Source organism: Pseudomonas sp. B392_1p (genome assembly GCF_052245235.1).
In the GTDB taxonomy this organism is placed as follows: domain Bacteria; phylum Pseudomonadota; class Gammaproteobacteria; order Pseudomonadales; family Pseudomonadaceae; genus Serpens; species Serpens gallinarum.
This window is the reverse complement of the sequence record NZ_JBQPXM010000005.1, coordinates 44,878-64,944: the sequence shown is the minus strand read 5'-3', so window position 1 is coordinate 64,944 and position 20,067 is coordinate 44,878. Positions and strand designations below refer to the sequence as shown.

The window sequence follows — 20,067 nt, the reverse complement described above, 5'->3', positions numbered from 1 at the left end:
TTTCCCAAGATGGTTGCCATTTCAGTTCGTGCAACCCGGTTCGCTTATCGTTTCAAGGAGTCTTCATGCGCGGTTTTTTCGGGGTTGCTCTTGTAGTGGGGCTGTTATCAGGTTGTGCCCAGCAGTCTCACGTGAAACTGTATGCGGGCTCCGAGCTGCCCCCGGCACAGGTGATGGTGGTTGAAGTGCCCAACGAGCTGGAAGTGTTGAGCATCAACGGTCAGCAAGTACCTTCAGCCAATGCCCTGTTCGGCACCGCTAACAAGACGTTGCATTTGCAGCCAGGCGAATACCGCATCAACGCCTATTACAAGAACGGCTTCGACATCGGTGGAGGCCTGAGCCATGAAGTCGTGCGCACGCGCAGTGCGGTATACAGCCTGGACGGTCACGCGGGTGATGTCTGGAAGCTGCAGTACGACGAGCCTGCCAACCTGCAAAAGGCCCAGGCCATGGTGGATACCTTCGCGGGATGGGCAATCAATCAGCGTACCGGAGAGCGTGTTGCCACCGAGGCGGGCCCAAAGCCTGTTTCGGCGATCAACCAGGTGTTGGGCGGTGGTTCTGCCATTACCGATACACAATCCATCGTTGAACCGCTTAACAGCGCACCGGAAAAAACAGCCGCTGCGATGCCTGCACCCTCCCGGGCGGCTAAGCCCACCCAGAACCTGCCACACAACGACGCGACTCTGAACACCCTGCAGCAACTGTGGCTGTTGCTCAGCCCGGAAAGCCGTGCGGCGTTCTTGGAGTGGGCGCAGCAGTAAGTCTTCTCGCGAACATCACCGCAGGAAACAGTAACGATGGCGGTCACGCCATCGTCATGGGCCTGCAGTAGGCTCTGACCCTATGCTCCTTTCCCCGCCTTCGGCGGGGTTTTTTATGTCTCGACCGCTGAGCACTTACCGGAGCCTGCCTGATCGCTTTTATTTGTGTCCGGCTTTCGCCAGACTGCCGACATGCCTATCAAAATTTTGTCTCGTCTCGCTGAATGTCCGCCCGCCACCTGGGACGCGTTGCTGCCCGACGCCCAGCCCTTCCTGCGTCATGCCTTTCTCAGTTGCCTCGAAGACAGTGGCAGTGTCGGCCCAGGTACGGGCTGGAAACCGGTGCATCGCCTGCTGGAAGACGGGCAGGGCCGCCTGCTGGCTGCGCTGCCCCTGTATAGCAAGGCGCATTCCTATGGTGAGTATGTGTTCGACTGGGGGTGGGCCGATGCATGCCAGCGGGCCGGCATCGCCTACTACCCCAAGTGGCTCACCGGTGTGCCTTTCACGCCGGTAACCGGCGCGCGCTTGCTGGGCGAGCCGGCGGCATTGTCCGATGTGCTGGACGCGATGACTGGCTCTCTGGCGGAGCGAGGGCAGTCCGGCTGGCATATCAATTTCACCACGCCGGCTGAGGATGCCCTGCTGCGCGGACGCGAGGGTTGGTTGGAACGCCTGGGCTGCCAGTTCCATTGGTTCAATCGGGACTATCGTGATTTCCAGGATTTTCTCGATGGGCTGACCTCACGCAAGCGCAAGCAGTTGCGCAAGGAGCGCGAGCAAGTTGCCGGCCAGGGTATCGACTTCGACTGGCGCGCAGGTCATCAGCTCAGCGAGGCGGAGTGGGATTTTGTCTACGCCTGTTACGCCAACACCTATCAGGTGCGCGGCCAGGCGCCTTATCTGCCCCGGGCGTTTTTCAGCCTGTTGGCCGAACGCATGCCTGAAGCGATCCGTGTGGTGCTGGCACTGCAAGGCATGCGTCCGGTAGCCATGGCGTTTTCGCTGATGGATGGCGACAGCCTGTATGGCCGTTATTGGGGATGCCTGGCCGAATACGACCGGCTGCACTTCGAGACCTGTTTCTATCAGGGCATCGAGCAGGCGATCACCTTGGGATTAAAACGTTTCGATGCCGGTGCCCAGGGCGAGCACAAGCTGATCCGCGGTTTCGAGCCGGTGATCACGCGCTCCTGGCATTACTTGCGCCATCCGGGTCTGCGTGCGGCGGTGGCGGATTTCCTCGCCGAGGAAAAACAAGGCGTACTGGCCTATGCCGAAGAGGCGCGGGAGATGCTGCCGTATCGGCAGGGATAAGCCTATCGACGCTCAGTACGCCGGTGGGGCGAATTCATTGCCTGGCGCATGTGCGGGTCAAGCGCTGCCTCACCCGCACCTGCTCTTACAACCGCTTGGCGCTGATAATTTCCACCGCCTCGCGCGGCACGTCCTGGTGCATGCCACGGTTGCCGGTCGGCACCTGGGCGATCTGGTCGACCACCGGCATGCCGCGCACCACCTTGGCGAACACGGCGTAACCGAAGTCGCGGCTGCCATGGTCGAGGAAGGTATTGTCCTTGTGGTTGATGAAGAATTGGCTGGTGGCTGAGTCGCGTGCCTGGGTACGGGCCATGGCCAGGGTGCCGCGCTCATTGCGCAGGCCGTTGTCGGCTTCGTTCTTGATCGGTGCCTGGGTAGGCTTTTGCTTCATGGTGGCATCGAAGCCGCCGCCCTGGACCATGAAACCGGGGATCACCCGGTGGAAAATGGTGTCGTTGTAGAAGCCGCTGTCCACATAGGCGAGGAAGTTCTGCACGCTGATCGGCGCCTTGTCGTCCTGTAGTTCGATTTCGATTTCACCCAGGCTGGTGGTCAGCAGCACGCGGGGTTTTTCCGCAGCCAGCAGGCTGGTGGCGAACAGCAGGGCGCAGGTGGTGAGGACAAGTTTTTTCAGCATGGTCTGGCAATCCTTGATAAGGGGAAAAGATCCGGGGCGAGGATAGTGGTTACGACCTGTTATGCGAAGAGGCACGCAGGGTCATTCCGTACATTCCTCGCTGGGGTCGGGTGCGGCACAATTTCTGATCGAGTCCACGAGGATCTGAGTCGCCGGGCCGAGGGGCTTGTCCTTGTTGGCGAACAGCTTGAAACGCGGCGTATGTGTACGGCCCTGTTCCAATGGCAAGGGCTTGAGCCGGCCTTCATGCATGTCGCGGGCGATCAGCGGGCGCGGCAGCCAGGCGAAACCCAAACCCCGGCTGACGAAGGTGGCGGCGGTGGCCAGGCTGCCGACGGTCCAGCGCTGTTCGGCGCCGAGCCAGCCGATGTCGCGAGGTTGCTCGCGACCGGAATCGCGAATCACGATCTGCATCTGACTTTCCAGGTCCTGGGCATTCAGGCTGCGCGCCAACTGGTGCAAGGCGTGCTCGGGGTGGGCCACGGCAACGAACTCAACGCTGCCCAGCTCGCTGCCCAGGTAGCCAGGAATTTCCAGGCCAGTGATCGCCAGGTCGGCGGTGCCTTCCTGCAGCACTTCGACCACTCCAGACAACACTTCCTCGCGTAAGCGCACCCGGCAGCCCCGGCTTTTCGGCATGAAATCGGCGAGCGCGCGAACGATGCGACCGCTCGGGTAGGCGGCATCCACCACCAGGCGCACTTCAGCTTCCCAACCCTGTTCCATATGGTGAGCCAGGTCTTCCAACTGGCTGGCCTGCTTGATCAATTGCCGTGAACGCCGCAGCAGCACGGTACCGGCATCGGTGAGCACCGCCTTGCGACCTTCAATACGCAGCAACGGCACGCCGAGTTGTTCCTGCATGCGACCTACCGTGTAGCTCACCGAAGACTGCGAACGGTGCAGAGCCTCGGCCGCCTGGGCGAAACCGCCCTGGTCGACTACCGCTTGCAGGGTGCGCCATTGGTCCAGGGTTACGCGGGGCGCTTTCATCCTCGAATCCTCTTGTCTTACGCTGGGCACTCTCGCGGGAGGCTCAATATGAATAGGTGGTGTGTTGCCTTGCTGGCCGGGTTGCCGTTGTCAGCACTGGCGTATCCGATCGATGTCGAGATGGCGCCCGGTGATACCCAGATCAGCTACAGCGCCCATGACATCGCGGCGGATCTTGCCAGCCTGACCCTGGTCAACCCAGGTGAAAACCCTGCGCGCTGTACGGTCACGTTCAATAACGGACCGGAAATGCCGCGCATACGTCGCACGTTGCTGGCGCCTGGGGAAACGGCTCATCTCACCGTCAAGCTTCATCGCCAGGTGGTGCGTTTGCGTATCGATGTTGAGTGCTTATCGACTGCGCGACGAGTCGATGAGTAATGCTGGGCAGCCTAGCGAAAGCCGGCCTTTTGATCAAATTAGTCGATTGGATTAAGCGATATTACTCGCTTTTTAATCAACTTCATCCTGAGTAACGTGCGGGCCATCAAGGTAGTCCACCTGTTTTGGAGTTTCGCCATGTCCCGTGTACTCGTCATCGAAAGCAGTGCCCGCCAACAAGGTTCGGTATCCCGTCAGCTTACCGAAGCCTTTATCCAACAATGGAAAATCGCTCATCGCGGCGACAGCATTCAGGTTCGGGATCTCGGCCAACAGCCGGTCCCGCACCTGGACGGCAATTTGCTGGGCGGCTGGATGAAGCCGGCCGAGGAGCAGAGCGCGGCCGAGCAGGCGGCGCTGGTGCGCTCCAACGAACTGACCGCCGAACTGCAGGCCGCTGATGTACTGGTCTTGGCCGTACCGATGTACAATTTTGCTATTCCCAGCACCCTGAAAGCCTGGATTGACCATGTGCTGCGTGCTGGCGTTACCTTCAAGTACACCGAAACTGGCCCGCAAGGCCTGCTGACCGGCAAGCGTGCCTATGTATTGACCGCCCGTGGCGGCGTCTACAGTGGCGACGGTAGCAGCTTCGATCATCAGGAGCCCTACTTGCGCCAGGCGCTGGGCTTCATCGGTATCACCGATGTGCGCTTTATCCACGCGGAAGGCCAGGCCCTGAGTGGCGATGCGCCGGTGCAAGGCTTGAGCACGGCGAAAGCTCAGGTCGCTGAAATCGCCTGAGTGAGTCGTACGCCTTTGCCCTCTTGAGGCGTACCTAACTGGCCACTGATGTGGCCGGTTTTTTACGAAGTTGCGCTGCTCTGCTTTAGGGAACCTTGGTAATCTGGGGAAAGTCGCAGTCCAGAGCCTTCCCGGGCAATTAGAAACCATAAAAAAACCGCTCGCGATCAGCTCGCCGAGCGGTTTTTTTGAGGTTGAGATAACGCGTCAAAGATCGAAGTCGTATTCGGCCAAGTTCTTTTTCAGGCGGCGCTCGTCCAGCAAATTGTCGATGATGCGGCGCTTGGTCAGGTTGGTCTTGGCCACTTCGTGGCGAGGTTCCACGCTGTCATCCGCGTCCTCTCCAACAAAGTCATCATCCAATTCAAGTTCGGCTTTGTCTGTCATGTGTGTCACTCCAGGCTGCGGGGTGCTGATGGCGCACCTTATAGCGGCAAAGGCGTGGCGGGTACACAAGATTTTATCAATGATGACCGGTGGAAAAGGCTATATCTCTCAATCGTCGGAGGTCTTGTGCTTGTATTCGCACAGATCTTCGATCCGGCAACTGCCGCAACGCGGTTTGCGCGCTTGGCATACATAGCGGCCATGCAGAATCAGCCAATGGTGGGCATGGAGTAGATAATCCTTCGGCACGAACTTCAGCAGTTTCTTTTCCACCTCTAGCACAGTCTTGCCCGGCGCAATGTTGGTGCGGTTGCTGACCCGGAAAATATGCGTGTCCACGGCCATGGCCGGCTGGCGAAACGCAGTGTTGAGCACCACGTTGGCGGTCTTGCGCCCCACGCCGGGGAGTGCTTCGAGGTCCTCGCGGTTATCGGGCACCTGGCTGTTGTGCTTTTCAATCAAGAGGCGGCAGGTTTCCAGCACGTTCTTGGCTTTGCTCGGGTACAGGCCGATGGTCTTGATGTATTCGCACAAGCCGTCGTAGCCCAGGGCGTAGATGGCTTCCGGGGTGTTGGCCACCGGATAGAGTTTTGCCGTGGCTTTGTTGACGCCCACGTCGGTGGCCTGGGCGGAGAGGATTACCGCGATCAGCAACTCGAAGGTAGTGCTGTAGGCCAGTTCGGTGGTCGGGTTGGGGTTGTCTTCGTGGAAGCGGCGGAAGATTTCCAGGCGTTTGGCGGCATTCATATTTCAGGCTTCAGGCGTAGGGTGGGGTTCCGGGCGGTTGGCCCACCGAGCGAAAATTCTGGTGGCTGAGCATCTTCTCCAGCCCACCGTCCAGGCAGCTTGCAGCGGCGCTATTCGATCACCCCGGTGACTCGCACGCGTCGGCTCGGCGTTGGCGTTTCGGGCTCTTCGACCTTGGCCCGTTCGGCCATGGCATGGTCAATGCGATTTTTCAGGGCGATCAGTAGGCCGAGGACGATGAATGCACCCGGTGGCAAGATGGCTAACAAAAAGCCTTTGTAGTCCTGGATGAAGGTGATCTGCCAGTCGGCCGCCAGCGGGCCGAACAGCAGGTGCATGTTGGCGAACAGTGCGCCGGTACCGAACAGCTCTCGCACCGCGCCGATGGCCACCAGCACCAGGCCGAAGCCGATGCCCATCATCAAGCCGTCGAAGCTGGCGCGAGCCACGTTGTTTTTGGCCGCGAAGGCTTCGGCGCGACCGAGGATGATGCAGTTGGTGGTGATCAGCGGAATGAAGATGCCGAGGATCTGGTACAGCTCGTAGGTGAACGCCTGCATGAGCAGTTCGATGCATGTAGTCAGCGCGGCGATGATCATCACGAACGCCGGCAGACGCACGGCCGGAGTCACCGCGTTGCGGATCAGCGAGACGGCGGCGTTTGAGCAGGCCAGTACCAGCGCGGTGGCCAGGCCGAGCCCGAGGGCGTTGACTGTCGAGTTGCTGGTGCCCAGCAGCGGACACAGACCCAGCAACTGGACCAGGCCAGGGTTGTTCTTCCACAGGCCATTAGCAGCGATTTCACGGTAGCTAGCCATTGGGGGTCTCCGTGGTGAACAGCTCATGTTTGTGGGCGTCGAAATAACGCAGTGCATTGTGCACCGCCGCGACCACTGCGCGCGGGGTGATGGTGGCGCCGGCGAACTGGTCGAACTGACCTTGGTCTTTCTTCACCGCCCAGCCGCTCTCGTCGGGATCGTCCAGCGATTTGCCATCGAAACTGCGAACCCACGGGCTTTTGGCCAGTTCGATCTTGTCGCCCAGCCCCGGGGTTTCCTTGTGACCGACTACCCGAACGCCACTCAGGCGACCGTCAGCCAGCACGCCGACCAGCAGATAGATTGCGCCGCTGTAGCCATCCGGCGCGGTGGCTTGCAGGATCACCGCAGCCGGCTGACCGTCGAGGGTGGCGATATAGGCCGGGGTCGGGGCGCGATTGCCGAGCAGCGGGTCGTGTACTTCGACCTGGCTGTCGAGTAGGTGGTTGTCGTAGCTGCCCGCGGGGAGAATCTGCGCCAGCGCGGCGACCCGGGCCTCGCGTTCGGCGGCGACGATGCGCTCGGCCGTACTTTGCTGGATAAACGCGACGAGGCCCACGGTGACGATGGCGAACACGCCCAGCACGAGGCTGTTCTTGAACATCGAGCGGCTGATTTCGGCAGTGATCATGGTCATTCGCCCAGCTTGAAGCCGCGCTCGGCCTTGCGGTGGCCGTAGGTGCGCGGACGGGTGTAGTAGTCGATGGTTGGGGCGGCGAGGTTCATTAGCAGCACGGCAAAGGCCACTCCATCGGGGTAGCCGCCCCAGGCGCGAATTACGTAGACCAGAATGCCGACACCGATGCCGAAGATCAGCCGGCCGCGGTTGCTGGTGGCGCCAGACACCGGGTCGGTGACGATAAAGAGCGCGCCGAGTATGGTCGCGCCGGACAGCAGGTGGAACAGCGGCGAGCCGTTGGTATCGGAGCCGGAACCGTTCCAGAACAGCAGGCTCATCACTGCCAGGGCTGCCAACATGCCGGCCGGTGCGTGCCAGGTGAACATCCGTTTGCTGAGCAGGAACAGGCCACCTGCCAGGAAAGCCAGGTTGACGACTTCCGCACCGATACCGCCGAAATGGCCGAAGGCGCGGTTCTGCCACAGCTCGTCGAGGGTCAGGCTCTTGTTGGTTTTCAGCACGTCGAGAGCGGTGGCGTGGCTCCAGCCATCCGCCAGCGGGGCGAGGCCGAAGATGTGCTGGATGCCGTCGAGCAGGCCCACGGCGTGGGGGAAGGGCCAACTGGTCATCTCCAGCGGGAAGGACACCAACACCACCACATAGCCGACCATGGCCGGGTTGAACGGGTTCTGGCCGAGACCGCCATACAGCTGTTTGCCGAAGACGATGGCGCTGCCTACGGCAATCAGCGTCAACCACCAGGGCGAGTAAGGCGGCAGGGCGAGGGCCAGCAGCACGGCGGTGACCACTGCGCTGCCGTCACGCAGGAAAAACTGCACCGGACGTTGGCGCATCTTCAGGATCGCGGCTTCGAAACCCAGCGCCAGGGCACTGGCCCAGAGCAGGTTGATCAGCGTGCCGGCGCCATATAGCCAGGTGAGAACGACCACACCCGGCAGGGTGGCGGCCAGCACCAGCAGCATGACGCGCTGGGTGCGATTGGTGCCCGTGGCGTGGGGCGAGGTGATGCGGGGCAGGGCCATAGGCTCCGATGTTCCTGTGCGTCTTGTGCCTTCACCGGCGTGGCGAAGGCCTGTTTTGTCAGTGCGGAATCGACCTTGTAGCGACGCCGTGGCGTAGGGTGGACATCGCGTTGTCTGTCCACCGTCGACATGCGAAAAGGTGGATGTGAAAAGCGACATCCACCTTACGGTCAGCCGGGCGACTGCTCAGCTATTTTGCGCTCCGCCTCGGCGAGGCGCTTGCGGGCGGCCTCCAGCGCAGCGGGATCGGCATCCACGGTGTGCTCCAGCTTGCGCAGGTCGGCGCGGGCGAAGGCCAGGTCCGTTTTCAGCTCGCGCAGGCGAGCGTCAACGCCGGGTTTGGCAGTACGCACCAACTCCGGCGCGGGTTTGCCCGAGGCGTCTTCGGCTGCGTGCAAGGCTTGCTCAGCGGCGCTTAATGCAGTCCGCAAAGGCGCCAGTTCGGCTTCTTCCGCTCCGGCGCGCTCGGCTTTTTTCAACTCCGCGCGCTTCATGGCCAGATCGATTTTGGCTTTTTTTAGCGCCTCCACGCCGGCGGTGTGCGGCGTCGCCGTGGGTGCGCTGTTTGTGGCCTCGCTCAATGCCTTGTCCGCTACTTCCATCTCCTGGCGCAAACGGGCCAATTCGGCCTGCTGATCGTCATCCGGCGCCTCGAGTTTTTCCAGCTTGCGAATTTGCACCTTGAGCATGGCCGCTTCGATCTTGGCTTTTTTCAGGGCGTCGTCAGCGGCAGGTTTGGCGGCAGGCTGGGCTGCGCGCTGTTCGGCACTGCTCAAGGCTTTTTCGGCTTCCTCGAGTTCTTGGCGCAAACGGGCCAATTCGGCCTGCTGATCGTCATCCGGCGTCTCGAGTTTTTCCAGCTTGCGGATTTGCACCTTGAGCATGGCGGCTTCGATCTTGGCTTTTTTCAGGGCCTCGTCAGCCGCCGGTTTGGCGGCAGGCGCAGGCGCGGCGGCCAGGGACGACTCCAGGGCTTTCTGTGCGCTTTCGGCCGCGTTGCGCAAGTCGGCAACCTGGGCGTGCAGCTCCGGCGTGTCGTGCTGCGCCAGCTGTTTCTCGGCTTTGTTTAGCGCCACCTGAGCCATACTGGCTTCGATCTTCAGCCGCTTGAGCTGCTCATCGGCCGGTGTCGAGCTTGTTACTGACGTGCTGGCCCTAGGCTGTGCCGCCTTGGCGCGAGCGGCTTTTTCGGCACGGGCCTGGCGCTCGGCTTCCTTCTGCTCTTCGGCGCGGCGCAGGCGTTCCTGGCGCAGTTCGAAACGCTGTTTGGAGTGTTCGGCTTTCTGCTGTTTTTGCTCCAGCTGGCGAATTTCACCCTTGGCGGCGCGGTAGTACTGCACCAGCGGCAGGTTGGAGGGACACACATAAGCGCAGGCGCCGCATTCGATGCAGTCGAATAGGTTGTGCGCCTTGAGTTGCTCGTGTTCCTGGCCGAGGGCAAAGAAGTGCAACTGTTGGGGCAGCAAGCTGGCCGGGCACACCTCGGCGCACTCACCGCAGCGAATACAGGGCAACGCCGGGGGCGGCGGTGGCAATTCCTCACGGGTACTGGCCAGCAGGCAGTTGCTGGTTTTGATCACCGGCACCTCAAGGGCGGGCAGAGTAAAGCCCATCATCGGCCCGCCCATGATCAGTCGGTGAAGCTTTGTCGTATCCAGGCCGGCAAACTCCAGCAGCTCGCCGGCCGGTGTGCCGAGCAGGCACTCGACATTCATCGGCCGCGCCAGCGCTGCACCGGTCAAGGTAGTGATACGCGAGATCAGCGGCTGGCCCAGCAGTACCGCATCGTGGATGGCTACGCAGGTGCCGATGTTGTGGCAGAGCAGGCCGATGTCCGCCGGCAGGCTGCCGCTGGGCACTTCCACGCCGGTCAGGATCTGGATCAGCTGACGTTCGCCGCCGGAGGGGTATTTGGTGGGGAACACCTTGACCACAAAGGGCCGTTCGCCCACCGCGGCGCGCACGGCGGCGATGGCTTCCGGCTTGTTGTCCTCGATGCCGATCAGCACCTCTTCGGGCTGCAGCAAATGGGCAAGGATTTCGATGCCGGCGACCAGCTCGACGGCTTTTTCGCGCATCAGCAGATCGTCAGCAGTGATGTACGGCTCGCACTCGGCACCGTTGATGATCAGCGTGCGGATCTTCTGGCTGGGCCGCACACCGAGTTTTACCGCACTGGGAAAACCGGCTCCGCCCAAACCGTTGATACCGGCGTCACGAATGATCTGCAGCAGCGCAGTGGCTTCAAGCGTGCGGTAGTCCGGATGGGGCTGGCGCTCGATCCACTCGTCCAGGCCATCGCTGTCGATGACGATGGCCGGAGCGGGCATGCCGGACACATGGGGGTAGGGCTGCGGGCCGATGAAACTGACCACGCCGGAGGTCGGCGCATGCACCGGTACGCTGACGAACCCCTGCGCATCGGCGATCTTCTGGCCCTTGCGCACCCGTTCGCCGACTATCACGCAGGGCTCGGCCGGCACGCCGATATGCTGGTTCAGCGGCAGGATCAGACGCGCGGGCAGCGGAGCCGGCTGGATCGGCAGGCGCGTGGAGGGCGCCTTGCACTCGGGCGGATGGATGCCGCCGGGAATGTCCCAAACCTTCAGCGAACTCATGCGGCCTGCTCCCGGTCAGTGGCGATCAATTGGCCAGGTGCCAGCGGCAACTCCCATTTCCAGCTGTGCGGCGTGCCGCCTACTTCGAGCATGTCGATGCAATCCACCGGGCAGGGCTCGACGCACAGGTCGCAGCCGGTGCATTCGCTGACGATCACGGTATGCATTTGCCGCGCGGCGCCGACGATGGCGTCCACCGGGCAGGCCTGGATGCACTTGGTGCAGCCGATGCACTCGGCCTCGCGAATGTAAGCGACCATCTGCGGTTTTTCGCCGCCCTCGGCGTCCAGCGGTTCGGCCTCGACATCCAGCAGGTCGGCCAGCGCGGCAATGGTCGCTTCGCCGCCCGGAGGGCATTTGTTGATCTTGTCACCGCCGGCAATGGCCTCGGCGTAAGGTTTGCAGCCGGGATAACCGCACTGGCCGCACTGAGTTTGCGGCAGCAGGGCGTTGATCTGTTCGGCGATGGGGTCGCCCTCGACACGAAAGTGCACGGCGGCAAAGCCGAGAATCGCACCGCACACCAGGCACAGCGCCAGCACGGCGAGCACCGCAATCAGGACCAGGCTCATAGCTTGATCAACCCGGTAAAGCCCATGAACGCCAGCGACATCAGTCCGGCGGTGACCATGCCAATGGCGGCGCCCTGAAAGGTTCGAGGCACGTCGGCGATGGCGATGCGCTCGCGCATGGCGGCGAACAGCACCAGCACCAGGGAAAAACCGAGGCCGGCGGCAAAGCCATGGGCGGTGGCGGTGATAAACGTGAAGTCGGCCTTGTTGGCGTTGATCAGCGCCACGCCCAGCACGATGCAGTTGGTGGTGATCAGCGGCAGGAAAATCCCCAGCACGCGGTACAGCAGCGGGCTGGTCTTGTTCACCACCATTTCGGTGAACTGCACCACCACGGCGATCACCAGGATGAAGCTGATGGTGCGCAGAAACTCCAGGTCCAGGGGTGCGAGGATGTATTCCTGCACCAGGTAGCTGCACATGGCCGCCAGGGTCAGGACAAAGGTGGTGGCCAGCGCGAGGCCGATGGCGGTTTCGATTTTCTTCGACACGCCCATGAAGGGGCACAGGCCGAGAAACTGCACCAGGACGAAGTTGTTGACCAGGATGGCGCTAACCATGATCAGGGCGAGTTCGGTCATAGCAGGGGTCCGTCGCTCTGGCAGGGCCGTTGAAAAGGGGCCGGTATTATCCGGGACCCGGACGGGGCAAACAAGGCGCGACGGGATGTCGCGTGGGCAGGCGGAACGAGTCAGCCCTCGTGGCAGGTCGGCACACCTGAGGTTAAGAGTAATTCGATTCGCGCTGGGCGAGGCCGCCGGGTTGGTACATCCGGCCGCTGGCGAGCAGTGCATGGGCCGGTAGGGTGTGGCTGGCCAGGGTGTTTTCCAGGGGCGCCAAGGTCTTTGCAGAGACAGGGTCGCCTGCCTGTGCGAGGGCCTGCTGTGCTGCGGCCAGAGTCCGGCGAGCTCCGTGGGCAACTTCCGCCTCCTCGAAGCCCTTTACGGCCGCGATGCGGTACAGGTCTACATCGGCATGCTCGCTGCGTCCGGGCAACGTCTCGTCCAGGCACAGGCCCATCAGGAGGTGGCAACAGGCGCCAAGAAGCTCCAGTGATGGCATAGCATCGAACGCCTTGAATTCGATGCGGCCAATTTCCCGGGTCAGGCGCGCTGGGCGGACGAGTGTCGACTCTCGCGCCAGCACCGGAAAGTCTGCCGGATCGACGAAGAGCTTGACTGCGGGTCGGTGGGCGCAGCGCATCCAGGTGCGCCGCGACCAGCCGTGCCAGGGTGCGCCGGCGTACCAGGGTGAATTGAAACTGAACGGCACGATAAACGGTGCGTAATAGTTAAGTTTGCGCGCGGCGTTGAGGTTCTGGTCAAAATCCCAGTCGGGCATGGACAGGTTGATATCCGGCCCGAAGGTCAGGGTGGCAATCTCGCTGCCGTCGTACTCATGGTCCTCGGCACGCAGTTGGTGTTCGAAGGCATTCAGTGGCGGGTCGAAGTCGTAACGCGCATGGCGCGGGTTCAGGGCGGCAATCGCCAGGCCAAGGCCATGGGCTGCCAGGCGCAGGCTCAGTTGGGTTTCGATATCCAGCAGACAGGCCAGCGCCGCCTCGACGCCCGGGCGTGGCGGTGTGCGAATCTCGATGCCTTTCACCGCCAGGGTGCTGAAACTGCCGTCGGGATGGGCGCGTTCGTCACCTTCCAGGTACCAGTAGCCGCTGCGGATGCCCATGTCGCCAGCGGCCAGCTCGGGATCGTCCAGGCCGGGCTTGTCAGCGAGCAGGGCGCTGAGTTCAAGGAAGTCCAGGTTGGTGAAGTCGCGGATGCGTCCGGCCTGTGGTCCGCCGCTGTCGATCAGCAGGTATTCGAACTCGATGCCGAAAAGCGGCATGGCTTTGGGCTGTGGCATGGGGCATCTCCCGGCTGGGGAGCGCTGTTCGGCGCTCGGACGAGACAACCACTGTCAGGGTGGCCCCGAACCGGTTCAATCGCAACCGGGGCACGCGCTAGTGTTTACCGGTCGGGTGCTGAGCGCAGCGATACCCATCGCGTGGTCTTGCCCCTTATCGGGTATCGGCGCGATGCCACCGGGTGGACTGGAAAGCAGTCAGTCCCGCGCAACAGCTGATGCTCATCAAGCCAAAATGAAACAGGCGGAGCTCTGTCGAGGTCCGCCTGTTTATATGCTGCGTGAGCCTAGCGCTTAGTGCACACGCTGACCCGGTTTGGCGCCGCTGTCCGGGCTGAGCAGATAGATCTCTTCACCGCCGGGGCCGGCGGCCAGCACCATGCCTTCAGAAATGCCGAATTTCATCTTGCGCGCAGCCAGGTTGGCGACGTACAGGGTCAGTCGACCTTCCAGCTTGCTCGGGTCCGGGTAGGCGCTCTTGATGCCGGAGAACACGTTGCGCTTGGCATCACCAATGTCGAGGGTCAGACGCAGCAGCTTGTCGGCGCCTTCGACGAACTCGCATTTTTCGATCAGGGCGATGCGCAGGTCGACAGCGGCGAAGGTGTTGAAATCGATGGTCTCGGCCAGCGGTTCCTTGACCAGTTCGCCGTTACCCCTGGGGGCGCTATCTTGCGAAGCTTCAGCGGTGGCGGCCAGGTCTTCCTTGGATGCTTCGACCATGGCTTCGACCTTGGCTGGCTCGATGCGGGTCATCAGTGGGGTGAAGGGGTTGAGCTGATGATTGGCCAGCTGCGTGTCCAGATCCGTCCAGCTCAGCGGCGCGACGTTAAGGAAATCTTCTGCGGCCTTGGCCAGGTTCGGCAGCACGGGTTTGAGCAGGATGATGAGCTGGCGGAACAGATTGATGCCCAACGCGCAGATCGCCTGCACTTCGGCCTGCTTGCCTTCGACCTTGTTCAGCGCCCAGGGCGCCTTGTCGGCGATCCAGGCGTTGGCGAGGTCCGCCAGGTGCATGACCTCGCGCATGGCGCGGGCGAAGTCACGCTTCTCGTAGGCGTCGGCGATGCTCGGCAAGGCCTCGCTGAAGCTGGCGCGCAGCTCCGGCTCGATGTCGGTGCTCACCAGCACGCCGGCGTTGCCCTTGTGGATAAAACCCGCGCAGCGGCTGGCGATGTTGACCACTTTGCCCACCAGGTCGGAATTGACCTTCTGCACGAAGTCTTCGAGGTTCAGGTCGAGATCGTCGACGCCACGGCCCAGCTTGGACGCGTAGTAGTAGCGCAGGTATTCCGGGTTCAGGTGATCCAGATAGGTGCGCGCTTTGACAAAGGTGCCGCGCGACTTGGACATCTTCTGGCCGTTCACGGTCAGGTAACCGTGCACATTAAGCGCGGTCGGCTTGCGGAAGCCGGCGCCTTCGAGCATGGCGGGCCAGAACAGTGCGTGGAAGTTGATGATGTCCTTGCCAATGAAGTGGTACAGCTCGGCGGTGGAGTCCTTTTTCCAGTACTCATCAAAATCCAGCTCTGGACGGCGCGCGCACAAATTCTTGAAGCTGGCCATGTAGCCGACCGGCGCGTCCAGCCAGACGTAGAAGTACTTGCCCGGCTCATTGGGAATCTCGAAGCCGAAGTAAGGCGCGTCGCGGGAGATATCCCACTCTTGCAGGCCGCCATCCAGCCATTCGGCGATCTTGTTGGCGACCGACTCCTGCAGGGCGCCACTGCGAGTCCACTCTTTCAGCATGGCCTCGAAGTCCGGCAGCTTAAAGAAGAAGTGCTTGGAGTCTTTCAGTACCGGCGTGGCGCCGGAGATGGCCGAGCGCGGGTTCTTCAGCTCGGTGGGCTCGTAGGTGGCGCCGCATTTTTCGCAGTTGTCACCGTACTGATCTTCGGCCGCGCATTTCGGGCAGGTGCCCTTGATGAAACGGTCGGCCAGGAACATGCCCTTTTCCGGGTCGAAATACTGGGTCACCGAGCGGGTGGCGATATGGCCGTTGTCGCGCAGCTTGAGGTAGATGGCGGTAGACAGCTCGCGATTTTCTTCGGCGTGGGTGGAATGGAAGTTGTCGAAATCCACCAGGAAATCGGCGAAGTCGGTCATGTGCTCGGTCTGCACATTGGCGATCAGCTGTTCCGGCGTAATGCCTTCCTTCTCGGCGCGCAGCATGATGGCCGAGCCGTGGGCATCGTCGGCGCACACATAGGTGCAGGTATTGCCGCGCAATTTCTGGTAGCGCACCCACATGTCGGTTTGGATGTACTCGAGCATATGGCCGAGGTGGATCGACCCATTGGCATAGGGCAGGGCGCTGGTGACGAGAATCTTGCGGACTTCGGACATGGGAATGGCTGCACCGGTAAAACGAGGAAGGCGGCAACTATAAAGGAAGCGGCCGGGTACAGGCCACTGGCGGCAGGCAAGTGTGGCAAGGCTGGAACCTGGCGCTGGGCCGATCAGCGTTTCTGCTGGAGCCGCAAGCCGGCTGCTGCTGCTAAGATAACTGCCTGTTTTACTCGGTCTTTCCTGGAGCCCCCATGCCTGTCACCCGTGAAGCGGTTGAAGCCGCGCTGCGTCAATACATCGATCCGCATCTTAATCAGGATCTTGTGAGTGCCGGTTGCGTCAAGCAGATCGATATCAATGGCGATCGCGTCAGTGTGCATCTGGAGCTGGGCTATGCCGCGGCGCTGTTCAAGACAGGGCTGGCGCAGCTCCTGCAAATGGCCCTCGAGAACCTGGACGGCGTTGCCCACGCCGATGTGCGGGTCGACTGCGTGATCGCCGCACACAAAGCCCAGGAGCAGGTGCCGGCGTTGGCCCACGTGAAGAACATCATCGCGGTGTCTTCGGGCAAGGGCGGGGTGGGCAAATCCACCACCGCCGCCAACCTGGCGCTGGCGTTGGCACGCGAAGGCGCACGTGTGGGGATGCTGGATGCGGACATCTATGGTCCCAGTCAGGGCATCATGTTCGGCATCCCCGAGGGGACACGCCCGCAGGTCAGGGATCAGCAGTGGTTCGTTCCGCTGGAAGTCCATGGCGTGCAGGTCATGTCCATGGCATTCCTGACCGATGACAAGACGCCCATGGTGTGGCGCGGGCCAATGGTTTCCGGTGCGCTGCTGCAGTTGATCACCCAGACTGCCTGGAGCGACTTGGATTACTTGGTGATCGACATGCCGCCGGGCACGGGCGACATCCAGCTCACCCTGTCCCAGAAGGTACCGGTTACCGGTTCGGTAATCGTCACGACGCCACAGGATCTGGCGCTGCTGGATGCCAAGAAGGGGGTGGAAATGTTCCGCAAGGTGAACATTCCGGTGCTGGGCGTGGTTGAAAACATGGCCGTGCATATTTGCTCGAACTGCGGTCACGCCGAGCACCTGTTTGGCGAAGGTGGCGGTGAGAAGCTGGCGACGCAGTACAACGTCGAGCTGCTGGCCTCGCTACCGCTGTCCATGGCGATTCGCAGCCAGTCGGATGCTGGCACGCCGACAGTGATTGCCGATCCGGAAAGCCAGATCGCGATGATTTACCAGCAGATGGCACGCACAGTGGGTGCCCGTATCGCCCAAAGTGGGCAGATCGTTGCGCAGTCGATGCCCAAGATCGAAATCAGCGACGACTGAAAACCTGCTGCGGGTGGCAGCGCGGCTGCCACCCGCAGCCTGGGCATGAAACGACAGGCATAAAAAAACCCGCCGAAGCGGGTTTTTTTTAAGCTTTAAAGCTCAGGTTAGATAACCTGGACTTCTTCAGCTTGCATGCCTTTCTGGCCGCGGGTAGCGACGAAAGAGACTTGCTGGCCTTCTTTCAGGCTCTTGAAACCGTCGCTCTGGATAGCGCGGAAGTGTACGAAGAGGTCGTCACCGGATTGCGGAGTGATGAAGCCGAAGCCTTTTTCATCGTTGAACCACTTAACGGTACCGGTTTGGCGATTGGACATGTGAATGTCTCCTTGAACGGATTTTGAAAAGATGCTCGGAAAAGCCCGAACTGGAACTGTGTGCAAGGAGTACAAGGAGTCGAAGCAATGAATGGATCGAAATCTAAACATGTCGCGATTCGCGGTGACACATGCAGCAGCAGCTAGGGACACACAGTACCCGATTTTTACGGGAACACCAGTGTTTTTTTCATTCATCGACAATCGACCGCGCGAAGTGATAATTCGTCCGCCTTTATTGCCGCGGCAACGGAGACACCGCACGGCTGAGAGCTCAGGTCAGGGCCGGTTTGAGGCAGTGCCCGTTTCGCATGACCCGGCTTTGCGGCAGAAGCCCCAGCCCGGTTACGATACGCGCTTTATTGACAGTGGCAGGCATCGCACCATGAGTATCAAATCGGACAAGTGGATTCGCCGCATGGCCCAGGAACACGGCATGATCGAGCCCTTCGTCGAGCGCCAGGTGCGCACCGAAGGCAGCGAGCGGCTGATTTCCTACGGTGTTTCGAGCTACGGCTACGACGTTCGCTGCGCCGACGAATTCAAGGTTTTCACCAATATTCACTCGGCCACGGTCGACCCGAAGAATTTCGATGAACGAAGCTTCGTCGACGTGAAGGGCCCGGTGTGCATCATTCCCCCGAACTCCTTCGCCTTGGCTCGTACCGTCGAATACTTTCGCATTCCCCGCAATGTGTTGACCATTTGCCTGGGTAAGAGCACCTATGCGCGTTGCGGCATCATCGTCAACGTCACGCCGCTGGAGCCGGAGTGGGAAGGTCACGTAACCCTGGAGTTCTCCAACACCACCACTCTGCCGGCGAAAATCTATGCCAACGAAGGTGTGGCGCAGATGTTGTTCCTAGAGTCTGACGAGCCGTGCGAAGTGTCCTACAAGGATCGCGGCGGCAAATATCAGGGTCAGACCGGTGTCACCCTGCCCAAGGCGTAATCAACAGGATGGTGCCTGAGGGCCCCATTCTGTGCCGACCTGTTCTGCGAACTCAAAACGACGCGATGATGCGCCCCAGCACGGCCATGGCCTGTTCGCTGCGGACATCCCAAGGATGGCCGTAATTCAGGCGCGCACAATTGCCGAAACGTCGGGTGGCGGAAAAGATCGGCCCCGGTGCAAGGCTGATGCCCTGGGCCAACGCCTGTTGGAACAGTTGCAGTGAGTCGACCTGCTGGGGGAATTCGAACCAGAGGAAATACCCGCCGCCGGGACGAGTCACTCGCGTGTTGGGGGGAAAGTGCCGAGCCGCCGAGGCCAGCATCGATGCCTGTTGCGTTTCCAGGGAGTGGCGCAGCTTGCGTAGATGCCGGTCGTAGCCGCCGTGCTGCAGGTAGTCGGCCAAGGCGGCCTGGATTGGCACAGACGGGGAAATGGTGGTCATCAGCTTGAGTCTGCTGATCTGCTCGGCGTAGCGGCCGCCTGCCACCCAGCCGACTCGGTAGCCGGGTGCCAGGCATTTGGAAAATGAGCCGCAATGCATTACCAGGCCCTCATCATCCAAACTTTTCACCGGACGTGGCGGCTGAATGCCGAAATACAGTTCGGCGTACACGTCATCTTCGATCATCGGCACCTGATGGCGCTGCAGTAATGCATACAGCCGGCGCTTTTTCTCAGCGTCCAGGCTGGCGCCCAGTGGGTTTTGAAAACTGCTCATGAACCAGCAGGCCTTAATCGGCAGCTGGGCCAGTCGGTCGGCAAGGATGCCCAGATCGATGCCGTCGCGTGGGTGCACGGGAATTTCCACGGCCTTGAGCTTGAGGCGCTCTAACACCTGCAAGGTGGCATAAAAGGCCGGCGCTTCGATGGCCACCAGGTCGCCCGGTTCGGTCACCACCTGCAGACAGAGATTGAGCGCTTCCATCGCCCCGGTGGTAATCACCAGTTCCTCGGGCGGCAACATCACGCCGCTGACCATATAACGCAGGGCCAACTGACGACGCAGATCGGGATTGCCGGTGGTCATGTCGGTGATGACCGCGTGGGGGGGCAGTGCGCGGATGCTCTGCGCCATCGAGCGGGCCAGGCGAGCGAGAGGAAACAGGTCAGGGCTCGGGAAGGCCGAGCCGAACGGCACTGTGTTGGGGTCTTTCAGTGAATCCAGTACGGAAAAGACCAGGTCGCTGACGTCCACTTCGGTCGCCCCTGTAGAACGTGGGCCGATCTCCGGTTCTGGCAGCGGGCGTTGGGCATGTTCGCGTACAAAATACCCCGAACGTGCCCGCGCAAGGATCAGCCCGCGGTCTTCAAGCAGGTAATAGGCCTGGAACACCGTGGAGGGGCTGACGCCATAGATGCGGCTGGCATTGCGTACCGACGGCACTCTTTCGCCGGGAGCTAATACGCCACTGCGGATCAGGCCGGCAATTTCATCGGCTAACCGTTCGTAGCGCTTCATAGTGTCTTGCTGAATGGCGGAGGGAGGCTGCCACTCTACCGGTTGATGCGTTGCCATGCGATATCGTTCCTGATGTCTGTTTACGCAGCGCAAGGCACGCTCAGAGGAACGTGGGTTAATTCCCCTGAGCGAGGGCCGCGCCAAGCGGGCTTTTAGACGTGCATCGGTAGCGTCCGGTGATGCATAGCGAAA

Annotated in this window: 20 protein-coding genes; 6 read left to right on the top strand and 14 right to left on the bottom strand. The window is 61.4% G+C overall.

The genetic code is table 11. The features are described from left to right. The first annotated feature begins 131 nt into the window (after positions 1 to 131). Together ACTV8E_RS08900 and ACTV8E_RS08895 are read left to right on the top strand one after the other, a co-directional pair. Positions 132 to 770: a DUF2057 family protein gene (locus ACTV8E_RS08900; RefSeq protein ID WP_443199249.1), complete on the top strand. Its 639-nt coding sequence runs from the start codon at positions 132 to 134 to the stop codon at positions 768 to 770. 192 nt (positions 771 to 962) lie between these two features. Further along, positions 963 to 2,087, top strand: coding sequence for a GNAT family N-acetyltransferase (locus ACTV8E_RS08895; RefSeq protein WP_443199248.1), 1,125 nt, complete (start codon positions 963 to 965; stop codon positions 2,085 to 2,087). An 85-nt stretch (positions 2,088 to 2,172) separates the two neighbouring features. On the opposite strand, the gene ACTV8E_RS08890 is transcribed toward ACTV8E_RS08895, so the two are convergent. Next, positions 2,173 to 2,727 carry a peptidylprolyl isomerase gene (locus ACTV8E_RS08890; RefSeq protein ID WP_273537090.1) on the bottom strand — a complete coding sequence of 185 codons (555 nt, stop codon included), beginning with the start codon at positions 2,725 to 2,727 and terminating at the stop codon, positions 2,173 to 2,175. An 81-nt stretch (positions 2,728 to 2,808) separates the two neighbouring features. Next, complete coding sequence (locus ACTV8E_RS08885) at positions 2,809 to 3,720, bottom strand: LysR family transcriptional regulator (protein ID WP_251835132.1); 912 nt, start codon at positions 3,718 to 3,720, stop codon at positions 2,809 to 2,811. A 48-nt stretch (positions 3,721 to 3,768) separates the two neighbouring features. On the opposite strand from ACTV8E_RS08885, the gene ACTV8E_RS08880 reads away from it, so the two are divergent. Next, complete coding sequence (locus ACTV8E_RS08880; protein ID WP_443199247.1) at positions 3,769 to 4,101, top strand: 3-phosphoglycerate kinase; 333 nt, start codon at positions 3,769 to 3,771, stop codon at positions 4,099 to 4,101. 138 nt (positions 4,102 to 4,239) lie between these two features. Next, entirely contained in the window at positions 4,240 to 4,845 is a 606-nt protein-coding gene (locus ACTV8E_RS08875; RefSeq protein ID WP_443199246.1) for an FMN-dependent NADH-azoreductase, read from the top strand. Between the two features lie 207 nt (positions 4,846 to 5,052). Here the strand turns inward: ACTV8E_RS08875 and ACTV8E_RS08870 are convergent, their stop codons facing one another. The 10 genes from ACTV8E_RS08870 to metG all read right to left on the bottom strand — a co-directional run bounded on the left by ACTV8E_RS08870 (position 5,053) and on the right by metG (position 15,855). Next, on the bottom strand, positions 5,053 to 5,232 hold the full coding sequence (locus tag ACTV8E_RS08870; protein WP_251835135.1) for a PA3496 family putative envelope integrity protein: 180 nt from the start codon (positions 5,230 to 5,232) through the stop codon (positions 5,053 to 5,055). Positions 5,233 to 5,340: 108 nt separating this feature from the next. Further along, positions 5,341 to 5,979, bottom strand: a complete 639-nt coding sequence (gene nth / locus ACTV8E_RS08865; protein ID WP_443199245.1) for an endonuclease III — start codon at positions 5,977 to 5,979, stop codon at positions 5,341 to 5,343. A 110-nt stretch (positions 5,980 to 6,089) separates the two neighbouring features. Next, positions 6,090 to 6,797, bottom strand: coding sequence for an electron transport complex subunit E (locus ACTV8E_RS08860; RefSeq protein ID WP_443199244.1), 708 nt, complete (start codon positions 6,795 to 6,797; stop codon positions 6,090 to 6,092). Next, positions 6,790 to 7,425: an electron transport complex subunit RsxG gene (gene rsxG, locus ACTV8E_RS08855; RefSeq protein WP_443199425.1), complete on the bottom strand. Its 636-nt coding sequence runs from the start codon at positions 7,423 to 7,425 to the stop codon at positions 6,790 to 6,792. Before rsxG ends, ACTV8E_RS08860 begins: the two co-directional genes overlap by 8 nt. Positions 7,426 to 7,430: 5 nt before the next feature. Next, positions 7,431 to 8,459 carry an RnfABCDGE type electron transport complex subunit D gene (locus ACTV8E_RS08850; protein WP_443199243.1) on the bottom strand — a complete coding sequence of 343 codons (1,029 nt, stop codon included), beginning with the start codon at positions 8,457 to 8,459 and terminating at the stop codon, positions 7,431 to 7,433. A 170-nt stretch (positions 8,460 to 8,629) separates the two neighbouring features. Then, positions 8,630 to 11,077 (bottom strand): electron transport complex subunit RsxC, encoded by a 2,448-nt coding sequence (gene rsxC / locus ACTV8E_RS08845; protein ID WP_443199242.1) that lies wholly within the window; start codon positions 11,075 to 11,077, stop codon positions 8,630 to 8,632. Beyond that, complete coding sequence (gene rsxB, locus ACTV8E_RS08840) at positions 11,074 to 11,649, bottom strand: electron transport complex subunit RsxB (protein WP_251835140.1); 576 nt, start codon at positions 11,647 to 11,649, stop codon at positions 11,074 to 11,076. The genes rsxC and rsxB overlap by 4 nt, the downstream gene beginning before the upstream one ends. Continuing rightward, positions 11,646 to 12,230: an electron transport complex subunit RsxA gene (rsxA, locus tag ACTV8E_RS08835; protein ID WP_443199241.1), complete on the bottom strand. Its 585-nt coding sequence runs from the start codon at positions 12,228 to 12,230 to the stop codon at positions 11,646 to 11,648. The genes rsxB and rsxA overlap by 4 nt, the downstream gene beginning before the upstream one ends. Before the next feature lie 142 nt (positions 12,231 to 12,372). After that, positions 12,373 to 13,509 carry a glutamate-cysteine ligase family protein gene (locus ACTV8E_RS08830; RefSeq protein WP_443199240.1) on the bottom strand — a complete coding sequence of 379 codons (1,137 nt, stop codon included), beginning with the start codon at positions 13,507 to 13,509 and terminating at the stop codon, positions 12,373 to 12,375. Between the two features lie 294 nt (positions 13,510 to 13,803). Then, on the bottom strand, positions 13,804 to 15,855 hold the full coding sequence (gene metG, locus ACTV8E_RS08825) for a methionine--tRNA ligase (RefSeq protein ID WP_443199239.1): 2,052 nt from the start codon (positions 15,853 to 15,855) through the stop codon (positions 13,804 to 13,806). A gap of 194 nt (positions 15,856 to 16,049) precedes the next feature. Between metG and apbC the strand changes: the two genes are divergently transcribed. Further along, entirely contained in the window at positions 16,050 to 17,144 is a 1,095-nt protein-coding gene (apbC, locus tag ACTV8E_RS08820; RefSeq protein ID WP_443199238.1) for an iron-sulfur cluster carrier protein ApbC, read from the top strand. Between the two features lie 107 nt (positions 17,145 to 17,251). Here apbC and ACTV8E_RS08815 read toward each other — a convergent pair whose 3' ends face one another. Beyond that, the gene (locus tag ACTV8E_RS08815; protein WP_251835145.1) at positions 17,252 to 17,461 is read right to left on the bottom strand and encodes a cold-shock protein; all 210 of its coding nucleotides are present in this window, start codon (positions 17,459 to 17,461) and stop codon (positions 17,252 to 17,254) included. A gap of 385 nt (positions 17,462 to 17,846) precedes the next feature. On the opposite strand from ACTV8E_RS08815, the gene dcd reads away from it, so the two are divergent. Next, positions 17,847 to 18,413: a dCTP deaminase gene (gene dcd / locus ACTV8E_RS08810; RefSeq protein WP_251835146.1), complete on the top strand. Its 567-nt coding sequence runs from the start codon at positions 17,847 to 17,849 to the stop codon at positions 18,411 to 18,413. A 52-nt stretch (positions 18,414 to 18,465) separates the two neighbouring features. Here dcd and mapR read toward each other — a convergent pair whose 3' ends face one another. Then, positions 18,466 to 19,875, bottom strand: a complete 1,410-nt coding sequence (gene mapR, locus ACTV8E_RS08805; protein WP_443199424.1) for a GntR family transcriptional regulator MpaR — start codon at positions 19,873 to 19,875, stop codon at positions 18,466 to 18,468. Positions 19,876 to 20,067 lie beyond the last annotated feature (192 nt).